The organism is Rhodococcus sp. MurmanLake-1, from assembly GCF_056945715.1.
The window spans coordinates 12,097-25,390 of the sequence record NZ_JBWZNF010000015.1; the positions used below are offsets into that span (position 1 = coordinate 12,097).

A 13,294-nucleotide genomic window follows, 5' to 3' on the forward strand; every position below is an offset into this window, starting at 1 on the left:
TAAGGAAAAACTGTGGTCGATCCCGCTCGAGCTACTTTCATTACCCCGTCGTTTCCCACCGGACGAGAGGGCGACCCCCCCGCGTACCTCCGTCGCGATTTCTATCTCACGGATCCCCCCCGAACTGCCACTCTGAGAGTCACAGCCCTTGGAGTCGTCGAAACACATCTCAACGGCGCTACAGTCGGAAACGAGATTCTCACCCCGGGGTGGACTTCGTACCGAAACCGCCTCGCAGTGACCAGTTTCGATGTGACAGATAAGTTGACCATCGGCCAGAACACGGTCGGCGCGATAGTTGCCGAAGGCTGGGCGCTCGGGCGTCTGGGTTGGGACAACCGTCGCAACCACTACGCCGATCGGGTGGCACTGTTCCTCGAACTCCTCCTCGAGTACGCAGATCGAACCGAGATAATCACCAGCGACTCGGATTTTCGAGCGAATAGAGGCGCCATCCAAGTCAGCAGCATCTACGACGGCGAAGAACACGACGCACGTTTGGAACCAGCCGGGTGGGACCGGAATGGATACGACGACTCGTCATGGTCGAGTGTGGAGAGCCTCGAATGGCCCACTGATGCCCTCTTCGAGCCCACGTATCCTCCGATCCGGAGAATCAGCGAACTCAAGCCTCTAGCGATCTTTACCACTCCATCCGGCAAAACCGTGGCCGACTTCGGACAGAACATCACGGGGAGGATCAGAATCCGAGTCTTGGGTGACAAAGGGACGACGATCACCCTGCGCCACGCCGAAGTGATGACCGGCGGAGAGATCGACACCGAGACACTACGTACCGCCAAAGCGACAGACCGCTATACCCTCGATGGGAGCGGAATACAGGACTGGGAGCCACGTTTCACCTTCCACGGTTTCCGATACGTCGAAGTCGACGGCTGGCCTGGTGAACTGTCCACCGATTCGCTCCGCGCCATCGTCCTGCACACCGATATGGAACGCACCGGATGGCTTGAAACCTCCGATCCTCTCTTGAATCAGCTTCACTCCAATGCCGTGTGGTCGATGCGCGGCAACTTCGTCGGTGTGCCGACCGACTGCCCTCAGCGCGACGAACGCCTGGGCTGGACTGGAGATCTCAACGCCTTTGCTCCGTCTGCGGCCTTCCTCTACGACGTACGGGGCATCCTCGGATCCTGGCTCGATGATCTTGCGGCCGAGCAACTCACGAAAGGTTTCGTTCCCTGGGTTGTACCCGACGTACTCGCCACACCTTCTTCCCCGACAGCGTTGTGGAGCGATGTCGCGGTGAACCTTCCGTGGATACTGTACGAGGAGTACGGCGACGCCGATATTCTCGTCCGCGCCTATGGCTCCATGTCGACTTTCGTGCGCCAAGTCGCCGACCTGCTTGACGAGAATGGACTGTGGGGCAAAGGATTCCAGTACGGTGACTGGCTAGATCCAGACGCTCCGATAGACAACCCCGCGGGTGGTAAGACCGATGCTCATCTTGTCGCCGCAGCGTACTTCTGCCGGACAACTCGACAGATGGCAGACACTGCCCACCTATTGGGACGCACAAGTGATATCGAGGAGTTCACCGAACTCGCAAACCGAGTGCAGCAAGCCTTTCGGAACGAGTACGTCACTCCGGCCGGGCGCGTGGCAAGTGAAACAGCAACCGCGTATTCACTTGCGATCGTATTCGACCTCCTCTCCCCCGAGCAACGCAAGACCGCAGGGGGGCGTCTGGCCGATCTCGTCGCCCGATCGGGGTACCGCATTTCCACCGGATTCGCCGGCACTCCGCTGGTAGCTGACGCACTGTCGAGCACCGGGCACCTCGACAAGGCGTACATGATTCTCACCGAGAAACAATGCCCGTCGTTCCTTTACCCCGTAACGATGGGAGCAACCACCATCTGGGAGCGGTGGGACTCGATCCGACCAGACGGCACCATAAACCCGTCAGGCATGACATCGCTGAACCACTACGCGCTCGGCGCTGTCGTCGACTGGATGCACCGCACCATCGGAGGTCTCACTTCCACCAGCCCGGGCTACCAAACGATTCGCATCGCTCCGCAACCAGGAGCAGGGCTGACCCACGCGACATTGCGGCACCGAACTCGCATGGGAGAGATCACGATCACCTGGGCCATCGAGCACACTCAAGCCATGCTCGAGGTCGTCATCCCTCCTGGAACCACAGCCGAGGTGGTACCTCCACTCCACCCTGACTGCCACACCGAGACCGTCACTGAAGGTCAGCACAACTGGTCGTACAGCCTCTCCGAGCCATACGGGTCGCGTCCAGCCTTCGACTTCGACACACCGCTCGCAGAATTAGCAAAAGACTCACACACATGGCGACTCCTGACGGCCGTCTTCGAGACTCACCTACCCGGAATCCCCATCGACGGCACCGCTCCGGAAGCAGCAGCCATGGGGCTCGCAATGATGCTCGAGTACATTCCCGGCGCGTCCGAACAACTCACCGAAGACCTTCGCGCAGCTTTAGCCGCGTCAGCATTGGGAGCACAGTCATGACCATCGACATCTCACAACTCACCCTCGAGCAGAAAGCATCGCTCCTCTCAGGCCGGGATTTTTGGACGACAAAGAACATCGACTCAGCCGGCATCCCATCCATTACGTTGACCGACGGCCCGCACGGGGTTCGCCGCCAAGTCGAGGATGCCGATCACCTCGGAATCAACGCGAGCCTACCGTCGACATGTTTCCCACCCGCTGTTGCAGTCGGAAGCAGCTGGGACCCCGAGCTCGCCGCTCGTGTTGGTGCCGCAGTGGGCCGAGAGGGACGTGCATTCGGGGTCTCGGTGATCCTCGGTCCCGGCGTGAACATCAAACGCAGCCCGCTGTGCGGCCGCAACTTCGAGTACTACTCCGAGGATCCTTACCTTTCCGGCGTGATGGGGGCAGCACATGTGACCGCGCTTCAGGAAATAGGGCCAGGGGCGTCGGTCAAACACTTCGCCGCCAACAACCAGGAGACAGACCGCATGCGTGTCAGCGCGGAAGTCGACGAGCGCACGCTGCGCGAAATCTACTTCCCCGCGTTCGAGCGCGTAGTCACCGAATCGAAACCAGCTACAGTGATGTGCTCATACAACAAGCTGAACGGCGTCGACGCATCCCACAATCGGTGGCTGCTCACCGACGTACTCCGAACCGGTTGGGGCTTCGAGGGCGCCGTTGTATCGGACTGGGGAGCAGTAAGCGATCGAGTGTCCGGGATCGCAGCCGGTATGGACTTGGAGATGCCGGGCAGTGGTGGATTCACTGATCAGCAGATCGTCGACACCGTTCACGCCGGGGCCCTTGACGAACGTCTGGTGGACGCCGCCGTCAAACGCGTCCTCGCGCTAGCGGAACTGCCATACGATGCGACCGAAGATTTCGATGTCGAAGGCCACCACATGCTCGCGCGTGAGCTCGCCGCCGACTCAGTCGTGTTGCTGAAAAATGACAACAACGCCCTACCCTTGGCCGAAAATATCAAGATCGCCGTCATCGGCGGCTTCGCCACTGAACCACGATTCCAGGGTGGAGGCAGTTCGCATATCAACCCGACACGCGTCGACGCCGCACTCGATGCGATCCGCGACCAGTCCAAGACCACCGGTGCGATCGTGGAATACGCACGAGGTTTCAGCTTGGATGCACGCGGCGACACCAAAGCTCTACTCGGTGAAGCGGTTCAGGTCGCAGATCGCGCTGATATCGCGGTCGTATTCGCGGGGCTCGGGGACCGTGAGGAATCCGAAGGCTTTGACCGTGAGAGCCTTTCGCTCCCGAAGAATCAAATCGAGCTGATACTAGCCGTCGCGGCAACCGCACCACAGACAGTGGTGGTGCTCTCCAACGGCGGTGTCGTGTCAGTTGAGGGGTGGCACGACGAAGTCGATGCCATCGTCGAGGGCTGGTTACTCGGCCAGGCAGGTGGATCTGCATTGTCCGACATCCTCTTCGGCCGCGTTAATCCCTCGGGTCATCTCGCCGAGTCGATTCCTTTGCGGCTGGAGGACAACCCGAGCTGGCTTAACTTCCCAGGAGAACAGCTACACGTCCGCTACGGAGAAGGTGTCTTCGTTGGCTATCGCTACTACACGACTGCGCATGTTCCCGTCCGTTACCCGTTCGGTCATGGTCTGAGCTACACGTCCTTCTCGACCGATGCCCTAAAAGTGAGGGTCAGCGAAAACGAACGGGTCGAGGTCGAGGTCGAGGTCACGAATGTTGGTAAACGAGCAGGCAAACACGTCGTACAACTCTACGTGGGTGGCGGGGACCCCCCCGTGCGGAGACCTGTACGTGAGCTGAAAAACTTCGCGAAAGTGCATCTCCAACCGGGCGAGAGCGCGACGGTCCATCTGGTGCTGGATCGCCGTGCATTTGCCTACTGGGATGTCGAATTCGAACGCTGGGTTGTGCCGAAAGGTACCTACTCGATCCAGATCTGTGCCGACGCGTCCACGGTGCTGCGCCAAGCGACTGTGACTCTCGCCGGCGATACGCTCACACGTCCGCTGACCATGGAATCGGCGGTAAGCAGCTGGTTCGGGCATCCCATTGTCGGCCCGCTTATCGAGCGGAAGTTGACAGCCGGAATGTCGGAAGAGCAGGCGGCGATGAACGACGAACAGCTCAAGATGGTCGGGTCGATGCGCATGCAGCAGTTCATTGCATTCACAAATGGCGCGGTCCCTGCTGAATATCTCGAACAGCTGATCGCCCTCAGCGCGGCCTCGAAGGCGGTCTCATGAGGTACCACCACGTTCGCCAGCCTCAGGAATTGTTGACGGGCAGCTGGTGTACCGGGCCCAATCCATCCCTGATGTACAGCGAGATGCGGTGACGCGTTCGAAGTCGTAACGCGCTCGTGACCACGATGGACATGTCGAAATGTCTGGCGCGCAAATTATTTGGGATTGCCCGCTCCACCTACTGGCGAACTCCGATCGCCCAGACACCTGCGGACCCTGACGCCGATCTGAGGGCGACGCTGCGGAAATATGCACGCGAGCATCCATTGCACGGGTTTCGTCGCGCCTGGGCGCATCTGCGCCACGATCTGAGCCTGTCCGTGAACAAGAAGAAGGTGCACCGGCTGTTGAAGGAGTAAGGTCTGCAGGTTCGGATCTACCATCCGCGCCAACGGACGGGCGTCAGTTCGACTCCACAGATCGAGGCAGACGCTCCGAAAGTGGTGTGGGCAATCGACTTTCAGTTCGACTCGACCGTCGACGGGAAAGCGATCAAGTTTTGCATCGATGATCGACGAACACACGAGATTGTCGGTGCTCAACATCGTGGAGCGGTCGATCACCGCGCAGCGATTGACCGAGGAGTTGGACAAGCCGTTTGCGTTGTGGGGCGGTCCGCCACTGGGTGCTGCGAATGGACAACGTACCCGAGTTCATTTTGCATGTGCTGCAACAGTTCTCCCGCGATCGGATCGGAATCTCTTACATTCCGCCGGGCGCACCATGGAACAACGGACACATCGAGTCGTTCAACAATAGGCTTCGGAAGGAATGTCTCAACCGCAATCACTGGACCGGCCTCCTCGAAGCAAGAGTCGTGATCGAAGACTTCAAAAACGACCACAACAACCGGCATCGGCACTCATCGCTGGGCTACCTCACCCCGGCTGAGTACGCAGCACAATGCACCCACACGCACCAGACCGTGGGCTGCGAGATCGACCGACATCAATCAGAACGTGGCTCTAAGACACGGTGGTCCGAGTATTGATGACCTGCCACTCCCATCGTCGGGGTTTTCAGTACACGGGTGAGGTAGGCGATCATCGACGGCAACCCATCGGATGGCCCTGCCGGCTTGGTTGGTGTTGCGGTCTTCGAATTGGTGGATGTAACCTCTTACGTTCTCACTTTCGTTGTGGGAGTGGAGAAATCGACCCCGAAGAGGGCGTCGCAGTCAAGCAGAGCACGCAAGGCGACCCGGCACCCGTCGCGATGGTGACGGTCGGCGTCACGGCGGCGTCGCTGGTCGGCGGTGAACTGTTGCCGCAACTACGCGGCCGCCTGGACGTGAGCCGGATGGGTGACCACGGCATGTTTCGCCCAAGACCGCCGGTGCGAGGCGACGACCTGTCCCTCACAGGCGACCACCACCTCGTTCGGCGATGCGGCGACGTCGACGAACCTGCCAACCACTCGTGAGTCGACGGAGTAGTCGACTGCGTCCATCCTGACGTAATAGTCACGGGCCAAACGGATTCGGTGGTGCAGCCCGATGCGGCGGGTTCACCGGCGGCAGCGGAAGCATCGCCGAATAGTCCGTGTCGAGCAGACCGATCGGGCGGCCCCCGGTCGAGCGCACCATCCGAGAGTTGGCGCGTTCGAGTTGGTCGTTGAAATCGTCGGGGGAAGCGAACCGGCGGCCAGGCAGAAACGAAGTCTCGAGGTAACCGTTGTGCCGTTCGACCATGCCCCTGCACTCGGGGTCCCGCGGTGGAGCGAGCTTGATCTACGTGGCCAATGTTCCCGCGAACGCCACCGCCGGAGTGGTCACCTTTCCAGTGCCGCCGATCGCCGATTCCCCATCCCACAACAGCGTTTTGGTCACTCGACCGACCTGCGAGATCGAGGTCCGACTACCCGAGAGAATGTCCCCGCTCTACCTCGACGGAATCATCGTCGCGGTCGCGAACCGTGAGAACGCCAAACGACATCACCAGCACAGGCAAGATTTGTTCCTGCCCGGCTGCGAACGGGATCCAGAGAACGCATTGGTGAGTTGACCCGGCTCGTAAGTGATTCGGTCGGCGGGGTCGATTCCCTGGCACTCCAGCCGAATCTGCCGCACCCGATCCTTGAGCGTGGTCAGCGAATGTTCCCAGCCGATCCGTTCGGCGATCACCGTCGCCGGCATCCGCGGATACTCGGACAGCAGTTGCCGGATCTGTGGCTCGACTCCATCGGGGCGGGTCGGTCTCGGCGGCGACATATGTTCTCGCCGCCCGCAGCTCCTCGGTGCCCGCCGCAACTTCGCGTTGTTCTGGGCCAGCGCCGGTTCTCTCTGAGCATCGCCATGCTCGCCAGATCGTCGCGCTCCCCGTGATAAGCCTGGTCCCGCCGGATCCAGTTCCGCAATACGTCGAGATGCACGTTCAACTGCTCGGCCAGCCAGCGGAGTTCCGGCTTCGGTTCCGACTCCCGATACAACCGCACCGCGCGCTCACGCAGCTCCGGTGCATACTCAATTGTTTCACGACGACGTCCACTGCCGGTCTCCACGATCGAACCTGGTTCTAAAGTTTCCGGAGAGCGGGAGAATTTCACCTTACCCTGTCCGGCACGCCTCATTCCGTGAGGCCAATCCCTGGAACCGCGCGTCGACGGAGATAACACCCTGACCGAGTTGCACTGTTCACTGGTCAACGTAGACGCTCCGTCTAGAAAGTGAATGCGCGGGAACGCGACCATCACCCGCGCGCCGCTATCTCAGCTCCCTTTACGCGCTGTGCCAGCGCCTTCCGCTCGCGCCGCTGCTGCAACGGCGTTTGCAACGGTCGGGGCCACGCGAGGGTCGAGTGGGCTGGGGACGATTTTGTCCGCGGCCAGCTCGTCGCCGAGAACCGCGAGGATCGCCTCGGCGGCAGCGAGTTTCATCCCTTCAGTAATTCGAGATGCTCCGGCATCGAGTGCGCCTTTGAACACGCCGGGAAAGGCGAGCACGTTGTTGATTTGATTCGGAAAGTCGCTTCGCCCTGTAGCGACGATGGCAGCGTATTGCGACGCCCGCTCGGGGTGGATCTCCGGGTCGGGATTCGACAGCGCGAACACGATCGCATTCGGCGCCATCGACTCGATGTAGCTCTCGTCGATCTTACCGGCAGACACACCGATGAAAACGTCAGCACCGGCTAGAGCTTGAGCCGCACCGCCAACCAGCAAGCGAGGGTTGGTCCGTGCGGCGAGATCGACTTTGACCGTATTCAAGTCGGTTCGGCTCACCGAGACTATGCCCTTCGAATCGAGCACCACCACGTCAGGGATTCCGGCCAGCAGCAGGATGTTCGCGCAGGCGACGCCAGCTGCGCCAGCGCCCGAGATGACGATCTTCAGACGGGAAGTGCTGCGGCCCTGAAACTTCGCTGCACCGTTGAGGGCAGCGAGAACGACGATGGCTGTTCCGTGCTGATCGTCGTGCATCACCGGACAATCGAGTGCTTCGATAACACGATTCTCGATCTCAAAGCAGCGTGGCGCCGAGATGTCTTCGAGGTTCACAGCACCGAAGCTGTGCCGAAGACGCACGATGGTGTCGACAATCTCGTCGACGTTCTGGGTATCGAGGACGATGGGGATGGCGTTGAGGTCGGCAAAGTTCTTGAACAGTGCTGCTTTGCCTTCCATGACGGGCAGCGACGCGCGCGGGCCGACATCGCCGAGACCAAGCACGGCCGAACCGTCGGATATTACTGCGACGAGACGGTCGGTCCACGTGTACTGCTTAGCCAGGAGAGCGTCCTGGGCGATCGCTCGACTAACCTGTGCCACACCAGGTGTGTACGCGATGGACAAATCGCGTTGCGTCGTGAGAGGCGTGGTCAGTTCGACCGACAACTTACCGCCGAGGTGTCCGGAGAATATTTCACTGTCTGTGATGGCGGTGGTTGAGGAGGTCGTGATTGTCATGAAGTCTCCTGACATGGTTGCAGTTGGAGGACGTGAGTCTTTTAATATCGCGGTCTGGAACAGACTTTTGGCGTCGGTGAAGTCGAGGGCACGGCAAGTCGCTGTCTTTTGACGTCTTCCTCGATGACAGGCAGTAAGCCGGGTCTAGGCGGCTACGGCAGGCTTGCGAGGTGCGAGCACATGGGCTGCGCAGACACAGACCACCATCGCGATCATCGGCAATATGAACGCATTGTTCAGTCCGATAAAGTCCGCCATCCACCCGACAAGGGCCGGACCAGCGAGGACTGCGAGGTATCCAGCGCCGACTACTCGTGAAAGTTCCTTGCCTGATGATCCAGGGAGGTTCCCGGCGGCGGTGAACACTTGCGGTACACAACCGGATAACCCCAGGCCGAGGACTACCCATCCCAGGCATGTCACTGCCAACATCGGTGAGAGAACGACGATGACCAACCCAGCGACTGCGAGAATCGCGCCCCCACGTAACACGTGAACCGGCCCTATGCGTGCGGCTACTCGATCGACGGTGAATCTGCCGGCAGTCATTGCGGATACGAAACAGGCCAAGGCAAGTGCGCCGGAGCTCGATGAACCCCCAAGGTGCTCTTGAGCGTGCAGGCTGCTCCAGTCCATCGCCGAGCCCTCGGTCAAGAGCAGAAGGAATGCCAGAATCCCCAGGAGGGCCAGTCGGCCGCGCGGTCGTGACTTCGGTATACCCGTCTTCGACTCCGCGCCGGCGTGCTCTGGTTCGGGCGGTGCTGCGGGATGAGAGGTGCGTCTGCGGATCAAGGTCGGCGCGGCGGCCGAAGCCAGAATCAGGGAGATGACCGTGATGGTCACCGCTGTGGCGACGCTGCCGATCCCCAGGGAGAAAGCTGCGGCACCGAAGAGTGCACCGATGACATTTCCGATCGAGAACATCCCGTGAAACGACGCCATGATCGGGCGCTGATAGTCGCGTTCCACCTCCACCGCTGCGGCGTTCATTCCGACCTCGCTGATGCCTACCGCGATACCGAGAAGGAGCGCTGTCCCGGCAACAGCAGGCCATGAGGTCAGAAGTAGTGGGGGCAACAGGGCGAGCGCCATGGCTGCGGCACCGACGGTAGCGATGCGGGCGCTTCCCCACCGGTCGACGGCATAACCGCTGGCTTGCATGCCGAGGAACGCACCGAGACCGAGGATGAACAAGATAGCGCCCATGCCTGAGGTCGAGGCGCCGATCGCGGCTTTGACAGCCGGTAGCTGGGCTGCCCAGGTGCCGAGTACCAAACCGAATGCCACGAAAACTGCACAGACTGCAAAACGTTCTCGTGTGAGTGACCGGTCGGTTTGGGTGGTAGGTGTGCTCATAGCGGTTCAGCGGTTCCTAGGTAATGGTGCGTTGCCTCGGCGAGAGCCACACGACAAGAGGTCCCGTCGTATGACGGTCCAAGCTGTGACACGACGAATCGTCAACGGCACAGGGACGCTACGGAACTAGGGTGACTTTGGGAGCGAAACTAGGTGTCAGGCCCAACGCGGGAGCGCCATACGGTGTGGGGTTTTGCGCTCGTAGGGCATTCCGGGGTGCCATTGGATGAGTTCGAGGACGAGGCCCCAGTCCGTGCGGAAGTACGCCCACTGGAGGCCGTCCATGTCGTCCTCTTCGCGGATGATCTTCGAGATCGATTCCGTGTCGTCGCGGGCGACCAGTTCTGCACCGGCGGTTGCGATGTCGTCGACGTGCAGGCACAGGTGCCATCCGCCAGGATCTGCAGGACGCGGCGCCTCACTCGGCAGTTCTGCGGTGCGGTTCGTGTACTCCAGCAGTTCCAGGTTGAAGGAATCACCGAGAACGAGGTTCGCCTGTCGTAGTGTGCCTAACTCGGGTGACGTTTCACCTGGCCAGATGTAGCCGAAATCATCGTAGGGGCCGGCGGTGATCACGACATCGAAACCGAGAGCGTCGACGAAAAAGTCCACGGCTTGTTCGAGATCGGGAACTGCCATCCCTACGTGGTCGAAGGCTCGCTTGACATTGATCATTGTTCCTCCAGGCGGGCGTCCGCTTGCGTGTGGGAGTAGCGACATGAGATGGCTAACGAACATTCGTTAGCCATCTGATGATAGCGCTTTACCGAGTTCTGCGCAGAGTTTCCATGCTTCGAAAACTGTTGCGCGGGAAGGGTGACGGCGGCGTCAGGTGATGGGCAGGGAGAGGATCTGTCGGCACATCAGCACGGCTTGATCGGCTCCGCGCTCGATGTCGTCGGCGGTGTGGTCCATGCCGAACCATCGTGTGGAACCTTCGAGGAGCGTGTTGACCACTTTTACTCGGCGGTCGGTGTCTTCGATGCCCATGTCGCGAGCGGCCGCGATGTACAGCGATTCGTACAGCCCGACCCAGTGCGAGACTTTCTTGCTCAGTTCTTCGGGAAGAACGTGAGCCGTCCGATCCGTTGCGACGATCAGATCCCACAGGTTGCTTTCGGGAAGCTGGACCTGGCGGGTGAAGTGAAGTCGCACCATTGCATCCCAGAACGCGAACGCATCCTGGGTGGGCAGGACGGCATCGACGAGCGCGCTGCAGAACTGGTGAAAATGCCAGCGGAGGGATTCGGTGATGATCTCATCACGTCCGCCGGGGAAGTGCGTATAGATGCTGGGTGCCTTGATGTCCAGTTCTTTTGCGAGAGTGCGCATGCTGACGGAGTCCATGCCGTGGATGACGCACAGCTTCAGGAACGCTTCGACGACCCGTCGCTTGGCGGGGGACATGTCGTCGCGGTGGGCGGTGTCGAACTGCCGAGTGAACTCGGCGAGGGCGCGTTGACGGAACGAGTCGGCCGGAGCAGAGGGCATTGCTGCCCCGTACGTCGATGCCCTCTGAACGGTCGTCACAGACATGATCATAGTCACCGCTCGACGCGGAGGGGTCGGCCGCCTGTCGCGATTCGAGGACCGGTCATGTCATCGGGCGTCTCTGCTCGGCACGCGATACGTGGAGGTCTCGGTGGGATTGATGCCCACGTATTTGGTTTCGAGGTATTCGTCGATTCCCTCGACGCCGCCTTCGCGTCCGAACCCGGAGTGTTTCATCCCGCCGAAGGGTGCCGCCGCGTTCGAAATGATGCCCTGGTTGATGCCGATCATGCCGAAATCGAGAGATTCGGCGACCTTGACGGTGCGTGCGTTGCTGGAGGTGTAGGCGTATGCAGCAAGGCCGTATTCGGTGTCGTTCGCGCGCGTGATGGCGGCGTCGTCGTCGGTGAATGTCGCGATGGGCGCAACGGGACCGAAGATTTCTTCTCTGAGCAATGCGCTTCCGGGTTGAACATTGTTCAGAACAGTCGGCGTGTAAAAGTAGCCGGGTCCATCGAGTCGCTGCCCTCCGGTGGTGATTTCCGCGCCTCGGTCGGTGGCGTCGGTGACGAGTTCGGCGACCTTGCTGCGCTGCTTGTCGTCGATGAGGGGGCCGACGGTGACTCCGTCGTCGAGGCCCTGTCCGAGTATCTCCGAACTCATCTTCTCGGACAGTAGTTGGGCGAACTGCGCAGCGACGGACTGGTGGACCAGGAATCGATTGGCCGCGGTGCATGCCTCGCCCATGTTTCGCATCTTCGCGAGCATTGCGCCCTCGACGGCGGCGTCGAGGTCGGCGTCCTCGAAGACGAGAAATGGTGCGTTACCACCGAGTTCCATTGAGACGCGAAGCACCTGATCGGCGGATTGTCTGATGAGGTCCTTGCCGACCGGGGTGGATCCGGTGAAGGTTAGTTTGCGAAGCCGTGGGTCGGTGATCAACGGTGTCATCACTTTGCCGCTGGTCTTGGTGGGTATCACGTTCAGCACGCCGGCGGGCACACCCACCTCGGCCAGTAGTGCTGCCAGAGCAAGCATGGTCAGTGGGGTTTGCGAGGCTGGTTTGACGACCATGGTGCAGCCGGCCGCGATGGCAGGTCCGATCTTGCGTGTTCCCATCGCGAGGGGGAAGTTCCACGGGGTGATCATCAGGGTGGGGCCGACGGGCTGACGCATGGTGAGAAGGCGGGTGCGGCCGTCGGGTGAGATTGCCCATCGGCCGTCCATTCTCACCGATTCTTCTGAGTACCAGCGAAAGAACTCGGCTCCGTAGGCGACCTCGGCACGTGCTTGGGCGAGTGGTTTGCCCATCTCGAGGGTGATCAAGGTGGCGAAGTAGTCGGCGCGTTCGGTGAGCACCTCAAAGGCTCGGCGTAACAGTTCCCCGCGGTAGCGTGGGGGTGTGTGCGCCCAGCCGTCGGAGGCGGCAACTGCGGCGTCGAGTGCGGCTGCGCCGTCCTCGGTGGTTGCCGATGCGATTTCGGTGAGGGTCTCTCCCGTTGCGGGGTTCTCCACCGCAATGCTGGACCCGTCGGAAGATTCACGCCACGATCCGTCGATGTAGAGACCGGTGGGCACAGTGTGCAGCGCGCTTTTCCAGTCGTTGACGTCGAACGAGCCGGTGCGAGCAGATGCGGAAGCTGGAGCGTTTGTGACGTGCAAGGGCATGGCCATTCCTTCGAGGTGATACACCAGAGTCGGTCGAGAAGATTTCTTGGTGGTTCGAAGCCCCCTCGGGGGCTCTGCCGCAGTACATTTCGCGCTGCGGAGCGACCGGTGGCGGCGCGCAGATGCGG

9 protein-coding genes and 2 pseudogenes are annotated in these 13,294 nt (G+C 60.8%); 4 read left to right on the forward strand and 7 right to left on the reverse strand.

What is annotated here, in order from left to right:
* Positions 1–12 precede the first annotated feature (12 nt).
* From AC2ETI_RS28055 to AC2ETI_RS28070, 4 genes are all read left to right on the forward strand, one after another.
* Positions 13–2,511: an alpha-L-rhamnosidase gene (locus tag AC2ETI_RS28055; protein ID WP_030003074.1), complete on the forward strand. Its 2,499-nt coding sequence runs from the start codon at positions 13–15 to the stop codon at positions 2,509–2,511.
* Positions 2,508–4,748: a glycoside hydrolase family 3 C-terminal domain-containing protein gene (locus AC2ETI_RS28060; protein ID WP_030003075.1), complete on the forward strand. Its 2,241-nt coding sequence runs from the start codon at positions 2,508–2,510 to the stop codon at positions 4,746–4,748. The genes AC2ETI_RS28055 and AC2ETI_RS28060 overlap by 4 nt, the downstream gene beginning before the upstream one ends.
* Positions 4,749–4,873: 125 nt before the next feature.
* The gene (locus AC2ETI_RS28065) at positions 4,874–5,107 is read left to right on the forward strand and encodes a helix-turn-helix domain-containing protein (RefSeq protein WP_244891552.1); all 234 of its coding nucleotides are present in this window, start codon (positions 4,874–4,876) and stop codon (positions 5,105–5,107) included.
* 275 nt (positions 5,108–5,382) lie between these two features.
* Positions 5,383–5,739, forward strand: a complete 357-nt coding sequence (locus AC2ETI_RS28070) for an integrase core domain-containing protein (RefSeq protein ID WP_081051261.1) — start codon at positions 5,383–5,385, stop codon at positions 5,737–5,739.
* 128 nt (positions 5,740–5,867) lie between these two features.
* Here the strand turns inward: AC2ETI_RS28070 and AC2ETI_RS28075 are convergent.
* The 7 genes and pseudogenes from AC2ETI_RS28075 to AC2ETI_RS28105 form a co-directional block, all read right to left on the reverse strand.
* Positions 5,868–7,029 (reverse strand): annotated as a pseudogene (locus tag AC2ETI_RS28075) (Mu transposase domain-containing protein); the annotation flags it as partial.
* A 47-nt stretch (positions 7,030–7,076) separates the two neighbouring features.
* Positions 7,077–7,436: pseudogene (locus tag AC2ETI_RS28080) on the reverse strand (hypothetical protein); the annotation flags it as partial.
* A gap of 18 nt (positions 7,437–7,454) precedes the next feature.
* Positions 7,455–8,651, reverse strand: coding sequence for an NAD(P)-dependent malic enzyme (locus AC2ETI_RS28085; protein ID WP_030003076.1), 1,197 nt, complete (start codon positions 8,649–8,651; stop codon positions 7,455–7,457).
* 144 nt (positions 8,652–8,795) lie between these two features.
* A complete protein-coding gene (locus AC2ETI_RS28090; RefSeq protein ID WP_030003077.1) occupies positions 8,796–9,938 on the reverse strand; it encodes an MFS transporter in 1,143 nt (380 codons plus the stop codon).
* A gap of 225 nt (positions 9,939–10,163) precedes the next feature.
* A complete protein-coding gene (locus AC2ETI_RS28095) occupies positions 10,164–10,682 on the reverse strand; it encodes a VOC family protein (protein WP_158510665.1) in 519 nt (172 codons plus the stop codon).
* A 153-nt stretch (positions 10,683–10,835) separates the two neighbouring features.
* Positions 10,836–11,537 carry a TetR/AcrR family transcriptional regulator gene (locus AC2ETI_RS28100; protein ID WP_244891540.1) on the reverse strand — a complete coding sequence of 234 codons (702 nt, stop codon included), beginning with the start codon at positions 11,535–11,537 and terminating at the stop codon, positions 10,836–10,838.
* A gap of 69 nt (positions 11,538–11,606) precedes the next feature.
* Positions 11,607–13,166: an NAD-dependent succinate-semialdehyde dehydrogenase gene (locus tag AC2ETI_RS28105; protein ID WP_081051287.1), complete on the reverse strand. Its 1,560-nt coding sequence runs from the start codon at positions 13,164–13,166 to the stop codon at positions 11,607–11,609.
* Positions 13,167–13,294 lie beyond the last annotated feature (128 nt).